The organism is Amphiplicatus metriothermophilus, from assembly GCF_900199215.1.
GTDB lineage: Bacteria > Pseudomonadota > Alphaproteobacteria > Caulobacterales > Parvularculaceae > Amphiplicatus > Amphiplicatus metriothermophilus.
Window position 1 is genome coordinate 43,741 of record NZ_FZQA01000007.1, and the last position, 18,781, is coordinate 62,521.

The 18,781-nt window shown below is 65.7% G+C and carries 17 protein-coding genes and 1 tRNA gene; 13 read left to right on the forward strand and 5 right to left on the reverse strand.

The window, feature by feature from the left end; genetic code table 11:
* Positions 1-33: 33 nt before the first annotated feature.
* The 9 genes from CHB64_RS12695 (at position 34) to rimK (ending at position 11,373) form a co-directional block, all read left to right on the forward strand.
* Positions 34-834, forward strand: a complete 801-nt coding sequence (locus CHB64_RS12695) for an SDR family NAD(P)-dependent oxidoreductase (protein WP_200815372.1) — start codon at positions 34-36, stop codon at positions 832-834.
* Positions 831-2,915, forward strand: coding sequence for a hydantoinase/oxoprolinase family protein (locus CHB64_RS12700; RefSeq protein ID WP_089413002.1), 2,085 nt, complete (start codon positions 831-833; stop codon positions 2,913-2,915). Before CHB64_RS12695 ends, CHB64_RS12700 begins: the two co-directional genes overlap by 4 nt.
* Positions 2,912-4,576, forward strand: a complete 1,665-nt coding sequence (locus CHB64_RS12705) for a hydantoinase B/oxoprolinase family protein (protein ID WP_089413003.1) — start codon at positions 2,912-2,914, stop codon at positions 4,574-4,576. The genes CHB64_RS12700 and CHB64_RS12705 overlap by 4 nt, the downstream gene beginning before the upstream one ends.
* Positions 4,577-4,822: 246 nt before the next feature.
* The gene (locus tag CHB64_RS12710) at positions 4,823-6,055 is read left to right on the forward strand and encodes a 3-methyl-2-oxobutanoate dehydrogenase (2-methylpropanoyl-transferring) subunit alpha (RefSeq protein ID WP_089413004.1); all 1,233 of its coding nucleotides are present in this window, start codon (positions 4,823-4,825) and stop codon (positions 6,053-6,055) included.
* A gap of 3 nt (positions 6,056-6,058) precedes the next feature.
* A complete protein-coding gene (locus tag CHB64_RS12715; protein WP_089413005.1) occupies positions 6,059-7,072 on the forward strand; it encodes an alpha-ketoacid dehydrogenase subunit beta in 1,014 nt (337 codons plus the stop codon).
* A 2-nt stretch (positions 7,073-7,074) separates the two neighbouring features.
* Complete coding sequence (locus tag CHB64_RS12720; RefSeq protein ID WP_089413006.1) at positions 7,075-8,418, forward strand: dihydrolipoamide acetyltransferase family protein; 1,344 nt, start codon at positions 7,075-7,077, stop codon at positions 8,416-8,418.
* A gap of 133 nt (positions 8,419-8,551) precedes the next feature.
* Positions 8,552-9,949 carry a dihydrolipoyl dehydrogenase gene (lpdA, locus tag CHB64_RS12725; protein ID WP_089413007.1) on the forward strand — a complete coding sequence of 466 codons (1,398 nt, stop codon included), beginning with the start codon at positions 8,552-8,554 and terminating at the stop codon, positions 9,947-9,949.
* Positions 9,927-10,412 (forward strand): ATP-dependent zinc protease family protein, encoded by a 486-nt coding sequence (locus tag CHB64_RS12730; RefSeq protein WP_200815373.1) that lies wholly within the window; start codon positions 9,927-9,929, stop codon positions 10,410-10,412. Before lpdA ends, CHB64_RS12730 begins: the two co-directional genes overlap by 23 nt.
* 55 nt (positions 10,413-10,467) lie before the next feature.
* On the forward strand, positions 10,468-11,373 hold the full coding sequence (gene rimK / locus CHB64_RS12735; protein WP_089413009.1) for a 30S ribosomal protein S6--L-glutamate ligase: 906 nt from the start codon (positions 10,468-10,470) through the stop codon (positions 11,371-11,373).
* A 19-nt stretch (positions 11,374-11,392) separates the two neighbouring features.
* On the opposite strand, the gene CHB64_RS12740 is transcribed toward rimK, so the two are convergent.
* Positions 11,393-11,872 (reverse strand): Lrp/AsnC family transcriptional regulator, encoded by a 480-nt coding sequence (locus CHB64_RS12740; protein WP_089413010.1) that lies wholly within the window; start codon positions 11,870-11,872, stop codon positions 11,393-11,395.
* 213 nt (positions 11,873-12,085) lie between these two features.
* Between CHB64_RS12740 and CHB64_RS12745 the strand changes: the two genes are divergently transcribed.
* A complete protein-coding gene (locus tag CHB64_RS12745; protein ID WP_200815374.1) occupies positions 12,086-13,135 on the forward strand; it encodes a Leu/Phe/Val dehydrogenase in 1,050 nt (349 codons plus the stop codon).
* 16 nt (positions 13,136-13,151) lie between these two features.
* Here the strand turns inward: CHB64_RS12745 and CHB64_RS12750 are convergent, their stop codons facing one another.
* Both CHB64_RS12750 and CHB64_RS12755 read right to left on the reverse strand, forming a co-directional pair.
* Positions 13,152-13,475 carry a DUF4286 family protein gene (locus CHB64_RS12750; RefSeq protein WP_159462501.1) on the reverse strand — a complete coding sequence of 108 codons (324 nt, stop codon included), beginning with the start codon at positions 13,473-13,475 and terminating at the stop codon, positions 13,152-13,154.
* Between the two features lie 35 nt (positions 13,476-13,510).
* A complete protein-coding gene (locus CHB64_RS12755) occupies positions 13,511-14,320 on the reverse strand; it encodes a hypothetical protein (RefSeq protein ID WP_089413012.1) in 810 nt (269 codons plus the stop codon).
* 235 nt (positions 14,321-14,555) lie between these two features.
* Between CHB64_RS12755 and panD the strand changes: the two genes are divergently transcribed.
* Both panD and CHB64_RS12765 read left to right on the forward strand, forming a co-directional pair.
* Positions 14,556-14,912, forward strand: a complete 357-nt coding sequence (gene panD, locus CHB64_RS12760; protein WP_089413013.1) for an aspartate 1-decarboxylase — start codon at positions 14,556-14,558, stop codon at positions 14,910-14,912.
* 90 nt (positions 14,913-15,002) lie between these two features.
* A complete protein-coding gene (locus tag CHB64_RS12765) occupies positions 15,003-16,685 on the forward strand; it encodes a M28 family metallopeptidase (RefSeq protein ID WP_089413088.1) in 1,683 nt (560 codons plus the stop codon).
* 15 nt (positions 16,686-16,700) lie between these two features.
* On the opposite strand, the gene CHB64_RS12770 is transcribed toward CHB64_RS12765, so the two are convergent.
* Entirely contained in the window at positions 16,701-17,408 is a 708-nt protein-coding gene (locus CHB64_RS12770; protein ID WP_089413014.1) for an SIMPL domain-containing protein, read from the reverse strand.
* 191 nt (positions 17,409-17,599) lie between these two features.
* Between CHB64_RS12770 and CHB64_RS12775 the strand changes: the two genes are divergently transcribed.
* Positions 17,600-17,675, forward strand: a tRNA-Ile gene (locus CHB64_RS12775).
* 136 nt (positions 17,676-17,811) lie between these two features.
* Here the strand turns inward: CHB64_RS12775 and CHB64_RS12780 are convergent.
* A complete protein-coding gene (locus CHB64_RS12780) occupies positions 17,812-18,735 on the reverse strand; it encodes an SMP-30/gluconolactonase/LRE family protein (RefSeq protein ID WP_159462502.1) in 924 nt (307 codons plus the stop codon).
* Positions 18,736-18,781 lie beyond the last annotated feature (46 nt).

An 18,781-nucleotide genomic window follows, 5' to 3' on the forward strand; every position in this document is an offset into this window, starting at 1 on the left:
GCCTAAGCTTCCGGGGGGCGGAAAGGACGGTCGATGACGCGGGATTATCTGAACTTCGAAGGGAAGACGGCGCTTGTCACCGGCGCGGCGGCGGGCATCGGCGCGGCTGTGGCGCGGGCCTTCGCCGAGCGCGGCGCGGCGGTCGTCATGGCCGACATCGACGGACGGCGGAATGAGAAAACCGCCGCCGACATCGCGGCCGCGACCGGTGCGGCGGTCGAGGCCGTCGCCTGCGACGTCGCCGACGACAAGGACTGCGCCGGCCTCGTCGAGACCGCGCTCGTGCGCTTCGGACGCGTCGACACGCTCGTCAACAACGCCGGGATCGTCGCCGCCGGCGGCGCGCTCGATCTCGACCCGGAGGATTTCGATCGCGTCCTGCGGGTCAATCTGCGCGCGGCTTTCATGCTGACCCGCCTCGCCGCGCGCAGCATGATAGAAAGAAAGATCCCCGGCGCGATCGTCAACATGTCTTCGATCAACGCCGTCGTCGCCATTGCGAACCAGGCGGCCTATGTGACGTCGAAAGGGGGGCTGCAGCAGTTCACCAAGGTGACGGCGCTGGAGCTGGCGCCCCATGGGATTCGGGTGAACGCCGTCGGGCCCGGCTCGATCATGACGGATATCCTGAAGTCCGTGGCGAGGGATGCGGCGGCGCGCCGCAAGATCCTGTCGCGCACGCCGCTGGGCCGCATCGGCGATCCGGAAGAAGTCGCCGCCGTCGCGCTGTTTCTCGCAAGCGACATGGCGTCTTACGTCACGGGCGAGACGATCTACGTCGACGGCGGACGGCTTGCGCTCAACTACGTCGTTCCGGCGCCCGAGGAAGCATGAAGGACAGAGCCCGGCTCGCGGTCGATATCGGCGGCACGTTCACCGACGTCGCGCTCGAACGCGCCGGCGCGCGCGTGACGGCGAAGGTGCTCACCACGCCCGCCGCGCCCGAAGAGGGCGTCATGCGCGGCGTGAAAGAGGCGCTGGAGAAAGCGGGGCTCGCCCCCGCCGACATCGGCCTCGTCATTCACGGAACGACCCTCGCCACCAACGCGCTCATCGAAAGGCGGGGGGCGAGGACGGCGCTTCTGACGACCGAAGGCCATCGCGACGCGCTCGAAATGGCCTACGAGAACCGCTTCGAGCAGTACGACATCAATATCGACCGCCCGAAGCCGCTCGTTCCGCGCTGGCTGCGCCTGCCGGTCCGCGAGCGGATGAACCGCGACGGCAAGGCGCTCGTCCCGCTGGATGAAGACAGCGTGCGCGCGCATCTGTCGACGCTCGAGGCGGAAGGAATTGAAAGCGTCGCCGTCGGCTATCTCCACGCTTACGCCAATCCCGAGCACGAACGACGCACGGCCGAGATTCTCGCCGAAGTCAGGCCCGACCTGTCGATCACGCTCGCCAGCGAGGTCGCGCCGGAGATCCGCGAATATGAGCGCCTGTCGACGGCGGTCGCCAACGCCTATGTCCGTCCGCTGATGGAGCGTTATCTGCGCCGGCTCGATCAGGCGCTGCGCGCGGCCGGATTCGCGTGCGGCCTTCTGCTGATCACGTCGGGCGGCGGGCTTGCGACGCTGGAGACGGCGGCGAAGTTCCCCATCCGCCTTGTCGAGTCCGGGCCCGCGGGCGGGGCGGTGCTCGCCGCCGCCGTCGCGCGGGCGATGTCGCTCGACTCCGTCCTTTCCTTCGATATGGGCGGCACGACCGCCAAGCTCTGCCTCATCGACGATTACGAGCCGCAGACCGCGCGCGCTTTCGAGGTCGACCGGAGCTATCGCTTCAAGAAGGGCTCGGGCCTGCCTGTGCGCATTCCGGTGATCGAAATGGTGGAGATTGGTGCGGGCGGGGGCTCCATCGCCCATGTCGATCGATTGGGTCGGCTTCAGGTGGGACCCGAAAGCGCCGGCTCCGAGCCGGGGCCCGTCGCCTACGGCCGCGGCGGCGTTCGTCCGACGGTGACGGACGCCGACGCGGCGATGGGAAAAATCGCCGCGGAGCGTTTCGCCGGCGGGTCTATCGCGCTCGACATCGAGGCGGCGCGCGCGGCGGTCGCGCGCGAGATCGGCGCAGCGATGAAGTTCGACGACGATATGGCCGCTTATGCAGTCTCGGAGATCGTCGATGAGAACATGGCCGCAGCCGCGCGCGCCCACGCCATTGAAGGCGGTCATGACGTCGCGGCCCGCGCGATGATCGCCTTCGGCGGGGCGGCGCCCCTTCATGCGGCGCGTCTTGCCGAAAAGCTCGGCGTCGGGACGATCGTCGTGCCGGCCGATGCGGGCGTCGGCTCGGCGATCGGGTTTCTGCTAGCGCCGGCCGCTTACGAAGTCGTCCGTTCGCGGCCGATGCGGCTCGACGACTTCGACGGCGCGGCGATCGACGCGCTGTTCGCCGAGATGTACGAGGAAGCCGCGGCGGTCGTGCGCGCCGCCACCGGCGAGGATCCCGTCGGCGAGATCCGACTCGCCTATATGCGCTATCGCGGCCAGGGCCATGAGATTCCGACGCCTGTTCCCGAAGGCGGCCTCGCCTTGCGGGAAGGGCTTGCCGCGCTGGCGGCGGCTTTCGAGCAGGCCTATCGCGCGCTTTACGGGCGCGCCGTGCCCGGCGTGACGGCCGAGGCGCTCACCTGGTCGCTCAGACTCGCCGGCGCCGCTCCGCGCCTGCCTGAACCGGCGGGCGCGGCGCCGGCGCGCCGGGCCGAGCCCGAAGAGACGCGGCCGGTTTTCGACGCAAGCCGCGGTCGCGTGCTCGATTACGGCGTCTATGAACGGACCGGGCTTGGGCCGGGCGCGCGCCTGTCGGGTCCCGCGCTCATCGTCGAAGACCAGACGACGACGGTAATCTCGGCCGCTTATGACGCGCGCGTCGACGCGCGCGGGAATCTCATCCTTACGCGGAACGGCGGACAATGACGGGAGCGCTCGATCAGCTGCGGCTGCAGCTTTTGTGGAACCGGCTTCTCGCCGTCGTGGAGGAGCAGGCGCAGACGCTCGTGCGCACCGCCTTTTCGACCACCGTGCGCGAGGCGGGCGATCTTTCGGCCGGCGTCTTCGACGCTGAGGGCCGCATGCTCGCCCAGGCCGTCACCGGCACGCCGGGCCATGTCAACGCCATGGCCGCGTCGGTCGGCGCTTTTTTGAGAAAATACCCGCTCGACCGGCTAGAGGAAGGCGATGTTCTCCTCACCAATGATCCTTGGGACGGCACGGGCCATCTGAACGACTTCACCGTCGTGACGCCGGTATTTCGCGAAGGCCGCCCCATCGCATTGTTTGCGGCGACGTCGCATGTGGCCGATGTAGGCGGACTCGGCTTCGGGCCGGACGCGCGCCAAGTCTATGAAGAAGGCCTCCTCGTTCCGATCGGCTATCTTTTCCGTCGCGGCGCGCCGAATGAGACGCTGCTCGACATCATTCGCGCCAATGTGCGCGATCCGACGGCCGCGCTCGGCGACCTTTACTCGCTTGCGGGCTGCAATGACGCCGGGGCGCGGCGACTGCTCGAAACGCTCGACGAATTCGGCCTCGGCGACCTCGATGCGGTCGGCCGCCTCATCATCGAGAACTCGGCGCGCGCGATGCGCGCCGAGATCGCGAAGCTTCCGCGCGGGACCTATGAAAACAGCATGCGGATCGACGGTTATGATTCGCCGATCGATCTCGTCTGCGCCGTGACGATCGGGGCCGATGCGATCACAGTCGACTTCGCGGGGACGTCGCCGATATCGCCGCGCGGGGTGAACGTGCCGCTCGCCTATACCCAGGCCTACGCTTCTTTCGGCGTGCGCTGCGTCGTCGGGAACGACACGCCTAACAACGCCGGCTCGCTCAGCGTCGTGCAAGTGACGGCGCCTGAGGGCTGCATTCTCAACGCCCCCAGACCCTGCGCGGTGTCGGCGCGCCATACGGTCGGCCAGATGCTGCCCGACGTTGTGCTCGGCGCGCTGGCGAAAGCGATCCCGGACCGGGTTCCTGCGGAAGGCGCCTCGTGCCTTTACCTGCCCGTTCTGCTGGGCGGGCCGGGCGTGGCCGGCGAGACCGCGGGCGAGGCTTTCGTCGTCAATCCGTTCTACACTGGCGGGACCGGCGCCCGGCCCGGCAAGGACGGGCTTTCCTGCACAGCGTTTCCATCCGGCGTCAGGAACACGCCGGTCGAGATCAATGAGGCGACGGCGCCGATCCTCATATGGCGCAAAGAGTATCGGACCGACTCGGGCGGGCCGGGACGATTTCGCGGCGGGCTCGGCCAGGTGATGGAGTTTGCCCACGCCGAGAGGCGCGCGATGGCGGTCTCCAAGATGTTCGAGCGCGTGCGTCATCCCGCGCGCGGGCGCGACGGAGGCGGGCCCGGCGCGCCTGGCGCGGTGCGGCTCGACGATGGAACCGTCCTGTCCGGCATGGGCCGCGACGTCGTCCCTGTCGGGCGCCGACTCGTGATCGAAACGCCGGGCGGGGGCGGCAAGGGCGATCCGACGACGCGCGCGCGCGCCGCTGCGGCGGAAGACCTGCGCGCCGGACTTATTTCGCCGGAAGCGGCGCGCGAAATATACGGCTTCGAGGAAAGCGATAACTGACCAAAAGCGCCGCAGGACCGGCCAGTTTCCATCATGCCCGAGTGCGCTCTTGGCGAATTAGGCCAAGCGCGCCGGCGCCTGCCGCCGTCCGGGCGTGCGATCGCCTTGCGAAAGAGGCCCGCCCGGCATTGCATGATCGGCGCTCCTGGGATTAGACCCTTTGCGCCCGCGGCTTCGCGTCGACAGGGCCGCGTCAATAAAACAAAAGCCGCCGCGCGCGAGCGGATCGGCCCAGGGAGTGAACGCATGAACGACGTCGCGCCACTCAGTCTTTATGTTCCGGAGCCGGAATTTCGCCCCGGCGACGAACCCGACTTCAGCGGCGTGAAAATCCCTCAGGCGGGCTCGGTCCGCCGGCCCGAGATCGACGTCGATCCTGAGGAGATTCACGACCTCGCCTATTCGATCATCCGGGTGATGAACCGGGAAGGCGAGGCGGTCGGTCCGTGGGCGGGTTATCTCGACGACGATGAGGCGCTTAAGGGCCTGCGCGATATGATGACGGTGCGCGCCTATGACGCGCGAATGCTGACCGCCCAGCGCCAGGGCAAGACCTCCTTTTACATGCTTTCGCTGGGCGAGGAAGCCATCGCCTGCGCTTTCCAGCGCGCGCTGTCGCCAGGGGACATGAACTTTCCGACCTATCGCCAGCAGGGGCTGCTCATCACCGCCGGCTACCCGATCCTCGACATGATGAATCAGGTCTATTCGAATTCGAAAGATCCGGTCGCGGGCCGGCAGCTTCCGGTGATGTACACCTCAAAAAAGCATGGGTTTTTCACCATCTCCGGCAACCTTGCGACGCAGTTCGTGCAGGCGGTGGGCTGGGCGATGGCGTCGGCCATCCGAGGCGACACGAAGATCGCGGCCGGCTGGATCGGCGACGGCTCGACGGCTGAGTCCGATTTCCATGCGGCCCTCGTATTCGCCTCGACCTATCGCGCTCCGGTCGTTCTCAACATCGTCAACAATCAGTGGGCGATCTCGACCTATCAGGGCATCGCGCGCGGACGGGCCGCGACCTTCGCCGCGCGCGGCCTCGGCTTCGGTCTGCCGTCGCTGCGCGTGGACGGCAATGATTATCTCGCCGTCTACGCCGTGGCGAAATGGGCGGTCGAGCGCGCGCGCCGCGGCCATGGGCCGACGCTCATCGAATATGTCACCTATCGCGTCGGGCCGCATTCCACGTCAGACGACCCGTCCGCCTATCGTCCGCAGAAGGAATCCGACGCCTGGCCGCTTGGCGATCCGGTCGAGCGGCTGAAAAACTATCTCATCCGCAAGGGCGTCTGGTCCGAAGAACGTCATGCCCAGGCCAAGGCGCAGATCGAAAGCGAGATCGCCCAGCTTCAGAAAGAGGCGGAGAAGAACGGCACGCTCCATTCCGGGCCGAAGCCGCCGCCAAGAAGGATGTTCGAGGACGTCTACAAGGAAATGCCGCTCCATCTCGTCCGTCAGCGCCAGGAAGCGGGGGTCTAGGCCATGGCGCGCATGACCATGATCGAGGCGATCCGCAGCGCCATGGACGTATGCATGGAGCGCGACGAGCGAGTGGTCGTCTACGGCGAGGACGTCGGCTATTTCGGCGGCGTCTTTCGCTGCACCCAAGGGCTTCAGAAGAAATACGGCAAGCATCGCTGCTTCGACAGCCCCATCAACGAAAGCGGCATCGTCGGCACGGCGATCGGCATGGCGGTCTACGGGCTGAGACCCTGCGTCGAAATTCAGTTCGCCGATTATATGTATCCGGCCTACGATCAGCTCACGCAGGAAGCCGCGCGCATCCGCTATCGCTCCAACAATGACTTCACCGTGCCCATGACCGTGCGCATGCCGACCGGCGGCGGCATTTTCGGCGGCCAGACCCATTCGCAAAGCCCCGAAGCGTTGTTCGCCCATGTGTGCGGGCTCAAGACGGTCATTCCGTCGAACCCCTACGACGCTAAAGGTCTTCTCATCGCTGCGATCGAGGACGACGATCCGGTGATCTTTTTGGAGCCAAAGCGCCTCTATAACGGGCCCTTCGACGGTCATTACGACCAGCCCGTGACTCCCTGGAAGAAGCATCCGCTCGGCGAGGTGCCGGACGGCCATTATGTCGAGCCGCTCGGCAAGGCTGCGATCCGGCGCGAGGGAGAGGACGTGACCGTGCTCGCCTACGGGACGATGGTCCATGTGGCAGAAGCGGCGGCGAAGGAGACCGGCGTCGACGCGGAGATCATCGACCTCAGAACCATCGTGCCGCTCGACTTCGAAGCCATCGAGGCGTCGGTGCGCAAGACCGGCCGTTGCGTCATCGTGCACGAAGCGACAAGAACCTGCGGCTTCGGCGCAGAGTTGATGGCGGTCGTGCAGGAGGGCTGTTTTTATCACCTCGAAGCGCCCGTCATCCGCGTCACCGGCTGGGATACGCCCTATCCGCATGCGCATGAATGGACCTATTTCCCCGGCCCGGCGCGCGTCGGCGCGGCGCTCAAAAAAGTCATGGAGGGCTGAGCATGGGCGTTTACGTCATCAAGCTGCCCGATGTCGGCGAGGGCGTCGCCGAGGCCGAGCTGGTCGAATGGCTGGTGGAGGAAGGAAAAAACGTCCGAGAAGACGAGGTGCTCGCCTCTGTCATGACCGACAAGGCGACGGTGGAGATTCCCTCGCCGGTGGAGGGCAAGGTCGTCTGGCGCGGCCCGAAGGTGGGCGAGGTGGTTGCGGTCGGATCGCCGATCATCCGCCTCGAGGTCGACGGAGAAGGCAACGAAGCCCCCGGCGCGGCTGTCGAGGCGGCGACGCGCGAGAAAGAAGCGCCGCTTGCGGATAAGCCTTCTGAAGGCGACAATGAAGATAAAGCCGAACCGGCGAAAAAGATCGAGAAGAAACCTGCGCCGGCGCCTGCCCGTTCTGCCGAGGCGAAGCCTTCTGCAGCAAAGGCGGCCGCCAGACCGTCCGCGCCGGCGAAGACTGGCCTGCCGCGCCCGCCCGGCGAAAAGCCGCTCGCCGCGCCGGCGGTCAGGAAGCGCGCGCTTGATCTCGGGATCGATCTGCGCCGGGTGCCGGGTTCGGGGCCGGCGGGCCGCATCACCCATGAAGATCTTGACGCCTTCATAGAAAGCGGCGGCGGAGCCATCCTGCGCGCGGCCCGCGCGCCCGACATGTCGGTGAAGGAGATCAAGGTCGTCGGTTTGCGCAGGAAGATCGCCGAAAGGATGGCGGTTGCAAAATCGCGCATACCCCATATCACCTACGTGGACGAGGTCGACGTCACCGCGCTCGAAGAGCTGCGCGGCAAGCTCAACGCCGAACGCGGCGACAGGCCGAAGCTCACGCTCCTGCCCTTTCTGATGCGCGCGATGGCGCGCGCCATCGCAGAGCAGCCCGAGATCAACGCCCGCTACGACGACGACGAAGGCGTTATCTATCAATATGGCGGGATGCATATGGGCGTCGCGACGCAGACCGATAACGGGCTCGTCGTGCCAGTCGTGCGCCATGTGGAGGCGCTTGGTCTGTGGGACTGCGCGGCGGAGCTTGCGCGTCTCGCCGAAGCCGCGCGGGCGGGGAGCTGCACGCGCGAGGAGCTGACGGGCTCGACGATCACCATCACCTCGCTGGGCGCGCTTGGCGGCGTCGTCACTACGCCGGTCATCAATCACCCCGAAGTCGCGATCGTCGGCGTCAACAAGATCCGCGTGCTGCCGCAGTGGGACGGTAACGGCTTCGTTCCGCGCAAGATGATGAATCTGTCGTCGAGCTTCGACCACCGCATCATCGACGGCTGGAACGCGGCTGTGTTCGTCCAGCGCATCAAGGGACTGCTGGAAAATCCGGCGATGATTTTCATTGAGGATTGAGGCTGCAACGGCGTCGCGCGCTTCGGCGCGTCTGTGGCTGGAGCGGTCGCAAAGGGACGAGTTTCACCGCCGTCAGAAATGGAATCCTCGCCGCCGGAATTCAGCGGTCCAGGGATGCCGGGAGAGAGCTGAGATGGCCAAGGATATCGCTTGCAAACTCCTCGTCGTCGGCGCCGGGCCGGGCGGTTATGTCTGCGCGATCCGCGCCGGCCAACTCGGCGTCGACACGATCATAGTCGAAGCGGAGGCGCTCGGCGGGACGTGCCTCAATGTGGGCTGCATTCCATCGAAAGCGCTCATTCACGTCGCCGATGAATTCGAGAGGGCGATGAATTCCGCCGACAAGGCGGCCATCGGCGTTTCCGCTTCGAAGCCTAAGATCGACCTTGCGAAAACCGTCGAATGGAAAAACGGGATCGTCGGTCGACTCACAGGCGGCGTCGGCGCGCTCCTCAAGAAGGCGAAAGTTCGCGTCGTCGAAGGCTGGGCGACGTTCATCGACGGCAAGACGATCGAGGTCGAAACGAAGGACGGCCCGACGACCATCCGCGCCGAGAACGTCGTCATCGCGACGGGCTCGACGCCGGTCGAGCTGCCGTTTCTGAAATTCGGCGGCGACGTGATTTCCTCCACCGAGGCGCTCGACCTCGACGCCCCGCCGAAGAATCTCGTCGTCGTCGGGGCGGGCTATATCGGGCTCGAGCTCGGCATCGCCTTCGCCAAGTTCGGCTCGAAGGTCGCCGTGGTCGAGGCGCTCGACCGGATTCTGCCGGGCTATGACGCCGAGCTGACCCGTCCTGTCACGAAGCGCCTGAAGGCGTTGGGCGTCGCCGTCCATCTCGGCGCCAAGGCCAAGGGGCCGGGCAAGGACGGCAAGAGCCTCGAGATTGAAAACGGCGACGGCGAGACGGAAACGTTGCCCGCGGACAAAATTCTCGTCGCCGTCGGGCGCAAGCCGCTGACCGAAGGCTGGGGACGGGAAAACCTCGTTCTCGATATGGACGGCCCCTTCATCAAAATCGACGATCGGTGTCAGACCTCCATGAACGGCGTCTACGCCATCGGGGACGTCGCGGGCGAGCCGATGCTCGCCCATCGCGCCATGGCGCAGGGCGAAATGGTCGCGGAGATCATCGCCGGGCGGAATCGGCGCTGGGATCGGCGCGCCGTTCCGGCGGTCTGCTTCACCGATCCGGAGGTCGTCGCCGTCGGCCTCGCGCCTGAAGAGGCGAAGGCGGAAGGCCATGAGGTCGAGAGCGCGCTCTTTCCGTTCTCCGCCAACGGGCGAGCCATGGCGACGGAGGCCGAGGAAGGCTTCGTGCGCGTGACGGCGCGCGCCGGGGACGGCCTTATCCTAGGCGCGCACGCGGTCGGCAAGGGCGTCGCCGAGCTGTCGGCCGCCTTCGCGCTCGCTCTCGAAATGGGCGCGACCCTTGAGGACATCGCGGGAACCATTCATGCTCACCCCACGCAGAGCGAAGCGTTCCACGAAGCGAGCCTCAGAACTCTTGGACACGCGCTCCACATTTGACCCGCCCGCGCCGAAAAAGCGCCGGCGGAAAAAGGCCCCGCTCGCCGTCGCCGGCTGGCGGGAATGGGCGGGATTTCCGGCGCTGGGCGTGGAGCGGATCAAGGCGAAGCTCGACACCGGCGCGAAAACGTCCGCCATCCATGCCTTCAAGGTGAAGACCATGACGCGCGAGGACGGAACGCTCTGGGCGGAATTTTATCTGCACCCCGTGCAGAAGCGTCGCCGTCCGGAGATCTTCTGCGCGGCGCCGATCGTCGACCGGCGGCGGATCAAAAGTTCTAACGGCAAGTCCGAGGAGCGCATCGTCGTACGCACGATGCTGCGGCTGGGAGAGAAGGAATGGCCCATCGACCTGTCGCTCACGAACCGCGACGAGATGGGATTTCGGCTTCTCATTGGCCGCGACGCCCTGCGTCGGCGATTCATCGTCGATCCGAGCGCGTCTTTTCTGCTTGGCAAGTGAGGGCGCGTGGTGGTTAGAGCGCGCCATCCTGCGCGCTCTCAATCGGGAGACCTCTATGAAACTGGCGCTGATGTGCCGCAATCCGAATCTTTACTCCCATCGCCGTCTGGCGGAGGCCGCGACGGCGCGCGGGCATGAGATCGAAGTGGTCGATCATCTTCGATGCTATATCAACATCACCTCGCATCGGCCCTCGGTGCGCTATCAGGGCAGGGATCTGCCCAAATACGACGCCGTCATCCCGCGCATCGGCGCGTCAGTGACCTTCTATGGGGCGGCGGTGCTGCGTCAGTTCGAGGTGATGGGCGTTTATCCTGTGAACGAGTCCGTCGCCATCACGCGCTCGCGCGACAAGCTGAGAAGCCTCCAGTTGCTGGCGCGCAAAGGCGTCGGCCTGCCCGTCACGGTCTTCGCCCATCGCACCAGCAACGCCGAGGAAGTCATCAACCTCGTCGGCGGGCCGCCCGTCATCATCAAGCTGCTCGAAGGCACGCAAGGCATCGGCGTTATTCTCGGCGAGACGCAGCAGGCCGCGGAGTCGATCATTCAGGCCTTCGCCGGCGCCAACATCAACATCCTCGTACAGGAATTCATCAAGGAGGCGGGCGGGGAGGATATCCGCTGTCTCGTAGTCGGCGGAAAGGTCGTGGCCTCCATGCGACGCAAAGGCAAGGAGGGCGAGTTCCGCTCGAACCTTCATCGCGGCGGATCCGCCGACAGGGTCAAAATAACGCCTGCGGAGCGTTCGACCGCCATCTCTGCCGCCAGAGCGATGGGGCTCAATGTCTGCGGCGTCGACATGCTGCGTTCGAATCATGGGCCGGTCGTGATGGAAGTGAACTCCTCGCCGGGCCTCGAAGGGGTCGAGAAAGCGACCGGCGTCGACGTCGCCGGCAAGATTATCGAGTTCATCGAGAAGAACGCGCAGCCGAACAGGACGGGCGCCAAGGGCAAGGGCTGATCGACCGGGGGTGACGCGTTCAGCCCCTCAAAACGGAATCAGGAAGGGGCGTCACGACCTTGCGCTCTACCTCGCGCAGGGTGAAGCTCGACTCGACCGTAGCGACTTTCGGCATACGGAGGATCGTCTCCGAAAGGAAGCTCTCATAGGCCGCGAGCGTGGGGATGACCACGCGGATGAAGTAGTCGAATTTGCCGGTGACGAGATAGCACTCCATCACCTCCGGGCGCTTCTTGATGGCCGCTTCGAACTCGCGCAGCGTCGCGTCGTCCTCGCGTTCGAGCTTGACGAGGATGAGCACAGTCACGTTGACGCCGAGCGCCTCGCGGTTGATTTCCGTGTGGTAGCCCTTGATGATGCCGTCGGCTTCGAGGCGGCGCAGGCGCCGCAGGCAAGGGGTCGGCGACAGGCCCACTTTCTCCGCCAGTTCGGCGTTGGTGATGCGAGCGTTTTCCTGGAGGTGCTTCAGAATTTTGTGGTCGATGTGGTCGAGTTTCATGATCGCGCCATGGGCTGGGTCCCCCTAGGATATGGTATCTATTTAGCAGCATATGCTAACTGTCAAGCGTATCAGCGCCGTGTTTGGCAGAAGTTTTCGCCGCATATTGCCTATAGTCCCGGGCGCGCCGCGCTCCGCGCGCCCGTTGCCTTCACGGGGCGAGGTAGGCTTGGAAGGCGCTTTTCGACGCTCGCTCGCAGGAAGGACGACTCCATGGAAATGCGGGAATTGCCGGTCGAGGGCTGGCACAAAGTGGTTCATGTCCGGGATCTGCGCGCAGGCCTTGACGCCATTATTTCCGTACACGATGCGACGCTCGGTCCGGGCTGCGGCGGCTGTCGCGTCAGGCCTTACCGTTCGTTCGATGAGGCGCTCGAAGACGTCAAGAAGCTTTCGCGCGCTATGTCCTTCAAGAACGCGCTCGCCGGCATCCCCTTCGGCGGCGGCAAGTCCGTCATCATCGCCGATCCCCGGAAGGACAAGACGCCGGAAATGTTCCGGGCCTTCGGCGAGGCGCTGAACGCGCTCGGCGGCCTTTATTACACGGCGGAGGATTCCGGCGTCACCGAGCACGACCTTGAAGTCGTCCGTTCCGTATCGAAGTTCGTCGGCGGGATCGGCGCAAAAGGCGAGGGCGGCAATCCTGCGCCTTATACCGCCCGCGGCGTGTGGCGCGGGATCGAGGCTGCGGTCCGGTACAAGCTCGGCCGGGACTCCTTAAAGGGCGTCAAGGTTTCGATCCTCGGCGTGGGCGCGGTCGGCATGGCGCTTGCGCGCCTTCTTCACGAAGCCGGCGCGCGCCTTGTCGTCGCCGACATCAATGAGGATGCGGTCGCGCAGGCCGTGACGTGCTTCGGCGCAGCGCCGGTCGCGCCCGCGCGCGCGATCGCAGCCGACGTCGACGTGTTCAGCCCCTGCGCCCTCGGCGGCTCCGTCAATCGCCACAGCATCGCGCATCTGACCGCGCCGATCGTCGCCGGCGCGGCCAATAATCAGCTTCTCACGCCCGACATGGACGAGGCGTTGCGGGCCAAAGGCGTTCTTTATGCGCCCGACTACGTTATTAACGCCGCCGGAGTCATCAGCGTCGGCCTCGAAATCCTCGGGCGGTGGTCGCAGGAGGAAATGAACCGTCGCATCGATGCGATTGGGCCGCGGCTGACGAGCATTTTCGAACGCGCCGACGCCGAAGGCCGCCCGACGGGCGCCGTCGCCGACGACATGGCGATGGAGATCATCGCCGACGCGCAAAAGGCGGCGTGAAGCTCAGGCCGGATCGTCAGGCGCTCGGGCTGGACATTCTGATGAGAATGCGCCGGCGCGCGCTGATCTTGTCTCCGAACCACCGTACGCCGTCCGCGCGCATTTCTGCGGCGGGGCCGTCGAGATAAGCCTCCATCGCCGCCATGTCGCGCACGACATAATGGCGGGTGAAGAGGTTCGGGTTCTTTGCGTCTACGAACAGCGTCGCCGCTTCGAATCCGTCAAGCCGCAGCATGGTCTTCATGTGCAGCTGCAGCCATTCGAGATAGCGGGCGCGCGCGTCAGGCGCGACGTCGACGACAACCTCGTAGAGGATTTTCTCGGCGTTTATTTTGGGCATGGGGGCGGGCGGGCGCTCTTGGCTGGGCGGTGCGGTCAGTCGGAAACAAGGCCGTTCAAGACGATCGACGGCGCGCCGGCCGCATTCCGGATTTCGGCCAGGAATTCGTCGCATCCTTCTTTCACGAACGCGACGTCGTCGATCAGGAAACGGACATTTTTTTCGGTGTTGTCCTTGCTGACGACGCTCGCTTCGATGCGAGTCGCGCGCCTATCGAGAAGATAGACGCCGACCATCAGCCGCCAGCGGAAGGTCTCGCTGGTCCATGTGAATGGCGCAACGGCCTTGTCGAGCTTCTCCTCGTCCGGACCGTATGGCTGGATGATCGCCTCGAATTTCTCGCCCTCTTCCCCGCCGGTGGGATAGATCGCGAGCACGAGCGCGCAGACCGGCGCCGCGAAGCGGATTTTGAGCGGTCGGCCCCAGTCGTCGCGATACAGCGCGGCGAAGCGTCCGCTCGGCGCGCGCCGGTAAGTGCAGGCGCTATCGTATTGGAAATAACGCTGACCGACGCAGAGCTGGCGCGTAAGGCCCGGTCCGAAGGTCACGCCGAACTCTTTCGCATATTGTTTGCCGACGGCTTCGCCATGCCGACTCAGCGGAGCCTCGAAGGTGATGGTCCGGTACGGCGGCTGCAGGGTCGCCTCTGCCGCGGCTCCGATCCGGGCCATCAGACGCGTGTTCGTAGCGGGATTGTCGTCGCGATCCGGGTCCGGCCCGTATCCATTTTCGCCTGAGGCCTGCGGGACTTCGCTTCCGTCATCGACCGGATGAGCCCCGACAGCCATTGCAAGCCCGACCGAAACCATCAGGACAGCGCCTATCCCGTAAACGGCCTTGCTCATGCGAGCCTCCCCCGTTCCCTCTCAGTCTACAATGGCGCAAACCCTTCGCCAAATGGGGGAAAATGGATGGCCGCTCAAAGGCTTGCGGCGGCGCGCCCGGTCGGAGGGCCGCGCCGCACTTATCCTTTGAAAAGATTGCGCCGCCGCACTATATGCTTCGCGGCTGCAAAATCTGGGCAGGCGCTCTGCGCGCGTGCGTCCGCAGCCGCCGCGAAACCCGCGAGGAGGAGCCGGGATGCTCTTGACGATGCTGAAGGCGAAAATCCACCACGCCGTTCTGACGATGACAGACCTTCATTACGAAGGCTCAATCGCCGTCGACGAGGACATCCTCGACGCGGCGGGCATCCTTCCTCATGAGCAGGTGGCGGTCTGGAACGTCACCAACGGCCAGCGGCTGACGACCTACGCGCTGCCCGCCGCCCGCGGTTCGCGCGAGGTGATGCTCAACGGCGCGGCGGCTAGGCTCGCCGCCGCCGGCGATCAGGTCATCATCGCCGCCTACGCGCATGTCCCCGCCGAACAGGCCCGCAACTACAAGCCCACCGTCGTTCTGATGGGCGAGGGAAATGCGATCGATCGCGTTCTTTGAGCGACGGGTCGTCGGTCTTGTGAGTTGACGCGCGCCTTCGATGCTTGGCCTATTGCGCTCCGCAATCAAAAGATTCGCGAGGGGCTCGGCATGAAAAATACGGGGCGAACGGCGCTCTTCAGGCGCGCAGGGGCGGCGATTGCGTTTCTGACGCTGGCGGCCTGTACGACGCAGGCGGAGCGACATCTTCTTGATGGACCGACGCAAGCCGCCGTGGCGGCCGTCGCCCACGCGCAGACATCTGCGGAAAGAATCCGCGCCGACGTTGCTTGGCTCGCCGATGACGCGCGCGCCGGCCGGGAGGCCGGAACGCCGGGATATGACGCGGCTGCGCGCTACGTGGCGGAGCATTTCGCCTCGCTCGGCCTCGAGCCGGCGGGAGAGACCGGCTGGTTCCAGCAGGTGAGCCTGCGGACCGTCCGGCGCGATGCGGCGGCGGCGCACATGTCCGCCTTGATTGGCGGCGAGGCCGTCTCGTTCGCGCATCTTGAAGATTATCTCATCGGCCGGCCCCCGGCCGCGGCCGCGTTCGACGTGACCGCGCCGGCGGTGTTCGTCGGCTATGGCGTCACCGATCCGCAAGGCGGCCATGACGACTATCGCGGCGTCGACGCGCAAGGGAAGATCGTCGTCGCCTTCGCCGGCGCGCCGCGCGCTTTCGACAGCGAGAAACGGGCGCATTACGCCTCGACCAGCGTCAAGATGGAAAACGCAGCCGCTCATGGCGCGGCGGGATTCATCAGCATCCCAAGCGAAGCTTCGGAAGCGCGCGCTTCATGGGAGAGAATAATCTCTCATGCGGATTCGCCGGCGATGAGCTGGGTTCATCCTGACGGCCGGGTCGAGACTTCGGCGCCGTCCATCACGGCGACGGCGCGGCTGAGCGCGGCGGGCGCAAGCAAGCTCTTCGCCGGGGCGCCGCTTTCCTACGAGGAGCTGCGCGCGCGGGAGGCCGACGAGGCGGGCGCGCTTCAGTCGTTCGATCTGCCGGCGATCGTCGCTTTGCGCGGCCGGGTCTTTCATGAAGAAGCGCAGAGCGCGAATGTCGCGGGGCTTCTTCGCGGCGTTGATCCGGCGCTGAAAGACGAGGTCGTCGTCCTGACCGCCCATCTCGACCATGTCGGCGTGCGCGCGCCGGAAGAGGAGGGGGGCGACGGGATCCATAACGGCGCTTTCGACAATGCGATGGGCGTGGCGATGATGCTGGAGGCCGCGCGGCGATTCATGGAAGAGAGCGCGCCGGCGCGCTCCATCCTTTTTCTCGCCGTGACTGCTGAAGAGAAGGGTCTTCTCGGCGCAGATTATTTCGCGCATTACCCCACGGTTCCGATTGATCGCATCGTCGCCAACGTCAATCTCGACATGCCGCTCGTCATGTATCCGTTCACGGACGTGATCGCCTTTGGCGCGGAACGCTCGACGCTGGGACCGCTTGCCAAGGAAGCCGCCGGGGAGATGGGCGTCGCTCTCTCGCCCGACCCGTTTCCGGAACAAGGGATCTTCACTCGTTCGGACCATTATCGCTTCGTCGAGAAGGGCGTGCCGTCGGTGTTCCTGTTTCTCGGCTTCGGTAATGGCGGCGACAAGGTGTTCGCCGATTTCATGCGCGAGCACTATCACAAGCCGAGCGACGATCTGACCTTGCCGGCGGATTACGAGGCGGCGGCGCGCTTCGCCGAACTCAATTATCGCGTGGCGCGCAAAATCGCCGACGCGTCCGAGCGCCCGCGGTGGAACGAGGGCGACTTTTTCGGCGAGCTGTTCGGCCGCTGACGCCGTACGGCCGCGTCAGCGGATCTCGTAGACGAGAGTCACCGTCGCCGCGATGGTCGATTCTCCGGTCTGGATGGGAACGTCCTTGGCTTCCGCCATCGCCATGCGCGCGCCGGCGACGACGATCGGCGACTCGGCGCGGCCTTCCTGGATCTGAATCACTGGCCCGAGGCTCACCCCGGCGGCGCGGGCGAGGGTTTCGGCTTTCGCTTTCGCGTCGGCGACGGCTGCTTCGCGCGCTTTTGCGAGCAGCGCGGCGTCGTTGGAGAAGCCGAAGCTGAGTCCGTTGAGTCGGTTTGCGCCGTCGGCGACGACCTCGTCGATCACTACGCCCGCCTTGTCGAGATCGCGCAGGCGCACGCTCAGCATATTCGAGGCCGTATAACCCACGATGCGCGGCGCCCGGCGCTCTTGATAATCGTAACGCGGGTTGACCGAGAAGTTCGACGTCTGCATGTCCTTCTCCGCTACGCCGCGCTGTTTCAGGCGGTCGATGGCCGCCTGCATCTGCACGTTGTTTCGGCGCAGGGCCTCGGCGGCAGTCTCGGCCTCGGTCTCCACGCCGATCGACAGCGTCAGAAGATCAGGCGCGGCGGCGGCCTCGCCGGTTCCGGTCGCGACGAGCGTGCGCGGCGCAGGATCGTCGGCGCGCGCCTCGGGCGCGGCGCTGCAGGCCGCGAGCGTCGCGGCGGCGGCGGCGGCGGGAAGCAGGCTTTTTCGCATCGGGGCGTCCTTTCGTTCTGGCTTGGCTAGATGGCTTGGTCGGGAACGGCGTGGCGCAAGAACACCCGTCCGCCGAGGCGAAATCAAGGCCGAAGCATGGCGCGCTCCAGCCGGCCCGGCGCTTCTAACGAGGCGGGCTTTCTGCTATGCGGGAGAACCTTCCGCGGGGGCCCAAGCCGCCGCCGCCGGGCGGGCCTGTAGCTCAATGGTTAGAGCTGGCGGCTCATAACCGCTAGGTTGGGGGTTCGAGTCCCTCCGGGCCCACCATCGTCAACCAGCCGCGTATGACGAGGCGTTTTCCCCGCCGCGTCTTACCGATTTCTCGGCGAATTTACGCGCGGCCGTGCGCCGCGCCCGGATGCTCGCCACGGCAGGATCGAACGTGTCGCCTTGGGCGCTCGCGCTAGCCGGGCGCGCCGGCGCCTGTCTCGAAGCCGGCGAGCGCGCATCGCGATTCCTGAAGGCCGCGGAAGGGCGATTCATATACGAACAGATTCCCTGACATCGGCGCCTTCGCCAGCGCGTTGTCATCCAGCTCCGCGCGCGCCGAGGTGACGAGGATCAGCTGCAGGGACGGGCCGCCGAACGCGACGCAGGTCACATTCGGCGCGGGCGTCTCGATGATCGCGTCGACGCGCCCGTCAGGCGTATAACGCACAACGCGCCCTGCGCCCCACTGCGCGTTCCAAAGACAACCGTCTGCATCGATGGTCGATCCGTCAGGATAGGCGCCGGCCGGCGTTTCGACAAAGACGCGCCGGTTCTTGGGCGCGCCGTCGATCATGTCGAACGCCCAGATCGCCTGACGGGGGGTGTCGGCGAAATACATGATCGTTCCGTCCGGGCTCCAGCACAGGCTGTTGGAGATTCGGATCCCTCCAATAACCTTGTCCGCGCGGCGCCCGTTGCAGAGCCGGTAGAGAGCGGTCGTGTGCGTTTCTCTCAAGGCCGGGTCTTCTATCATCGCGCCGGCCCAGAACGTTCCGTTCCGGTCGACACGGCCGTCGTTGAAGCGCGCATGGGAAGGCAGGGGCGGCCGATCTATCCACCGCGCCGCGCCGCTCTCGAATGCGAAGAGCGCAAAGCCGCTCTCAAAGGCGACGACCAGCTGGTCCGATCGGCCGGAGAGAAGGCCGAACGAGCCGATCCTTTCGGGCGTCGAAAATCTTTCAACTAATTGGAAGGGGAAGACAGTTCGATAAAGCGTTCGCCCTTCGATATCGGTCCACAGCGCCGCATTCGAACGGTCGTCCCATACGACGCCTTCGCCCAGGGTGTTGGCGCACTCGACGGCGGCGACAAGAGAAACGCCGGATGATGGGGTCATTGGTTCCAACCTCTCCCGGGGTTTTTCGGGCGATGGAATGAGAAAC

Coding starts and splice junctions, on each gene's coding strand:
- CHB64_RS12695 (WP_200815372.1), top strand. CDS start 34: ATGACGCGGGATTATCTGAACTTCGAAGGGAAGACGGCGCTTGTCACC.
- CHB64_RS12700 (WP_089413002.1), top strand. CDS start 831: ATGAAGGACAGAGCCCGGCTCGCGGTCGATATCGGCGGCACGTTCACC.
- CHB64_RS12705 (WP_089413003.1), top strand. CDS start 2,912: ATGACGGGAGCGCTCGATCAGCTGCGGCTGCAGCTTTTGTGGAACCGG.
- CHB64_RS12710 (WP_089413004.1), top strand. CDS start 4,823: ATGAACGACGTCGCGCCACTCAGTCTTTATGTTCCGGAGCCGGAATTT.
- CHB64_RS12715 (WP_089413005.1), top strand. CDS start 6,059: ATGGCGCGCATGACCATGATCGAGGCGATCCGCAGCGCCATGGACGTA.
- CHB64_RS12720 (WP_089413006.1), top strand. CDS start 7,075: ATGGGCGTTTACGTCATCAAGCTGCCCGATGTCGGCGAGGGCGTCGCC.
- lpdA (WP_089413007.1), top strand. CDS start 8,552: ATGGCCAAGGATATCGCTTGCAAACTCCTCGTCGTCGGCGCCGGGCCG.
- rimK (WP_089413009.1), top strand. CDS start 10,468: ATGAAACTGGCGCTGATGTGCCGCAATCCGAATCTTTACTCCCATCGC.
- CHB64_RS12740 (WP_089413010.1), bottom strand. CDS start 11,872: ATGAAACTCGACCACATCGACCACAAAATTCTGAAGCACCTCCAGGAA.
- CHB64_RS12745 (WP_200815374.1), top strand. CDS start 12,086: ATGGAAATGCGGGAATTGCCGGTCGAGGGCTGGCACAAAGTGGTTCAT.
- CHB64_RS12750 (WP_159462501.1), bottom strand. CDS start 13,475: ATGCCCAAAATAAACGCCGAGAAAATCCTCTACGAGGTTGTCGTCGAC.
- CHB64_RS12755 (WP_089413012.1), bottom strand. CDS start 14,320: ATGAGCAAGGCCGTTTACGGGATAGGCGCTGTCCTGATGGTTTCGGTC.
- panD (WP_089413013.1), top strand. CDS start 14,556: ATGCTCTTGACGATGCTGAAGGCGAAAATCCACCACGCCGTTCTGACG.
- CHB64_RS12765 (WP_089413088.1), top strand. CDS start 15,003: ATGAAAAATACGGGGCGAACGGCGCTCTTCAGGCGCGCAGGGGCGGCG.
- CHB64_RS12770 (WP_089413014.1), bottom strand. CDS start 17,408: ATGCGAAAAAGCCTGCTTCCCGCCGCCGCCGCCGCCGCGACGCTCGCG.
- CHB64_RS12780 (WP_159462502.1), bottom strand. CDS start 18,735: ATGACCCCATCATCCGGCGTTTCTCTTGTCGCCGCCGTCGAGTGCGCC.